Source organism: Sphingomonas sp. 10B4, from assembly GCF_035019905.1.
In the GTDB taxonomy this organism is placed as follows: Bacteria; Pseudomonadota; Alphaproteobacteria; order Sphingomonadales; family Sphingomonadaceae; genus Sphingomonas; species Sphingomonas glacialis.
The window spans coordinates 1-236 of the sequence record NZ_JASJVC010000572.1 but is presented as its reverse complement, the minus strand read 5'-3'; the positions used below and the strand labels follow the sequence as shown (position 1 = coordinate 236).

The following is a 236-nucleotide window of genomic DNA, read 5'->3' as shown; positions in this document are numbered from 1 at the left end:
CAAGGCGATCTGCGCGCCATGTTGCACCTCGTGTGAAATATCGGCCAGCAAGACCACGAACTCATCGCCGCCGATACGCGCCACCGTATCATTCTCGCGCAACGAAGCCAACAAACGTTGCGTGACTTGCTGCAGCAAAGCATCACCGACCGCATGGCCGCGTGCATCATTGATCATCTTAAAATTATCGAGATCAATGAACAACACTGCGCTGACTTGGCCACTGCGGCGCGCAC

1 protein-coding gene is annotated in these 236 nt (G+C 55.5%); it reads right to left on the bottom strand.

Features of this window, described 5'->3' with window-relative positions; all coding sequences use genetic code 11:
- On the bottom strand, positions 1 to 236 hold a 236-nt coding region (locus QN347_RS20905), incomplete at both ends, for a GGDEF domain-containing protein (RefSeq protein ID WP_323494562.1).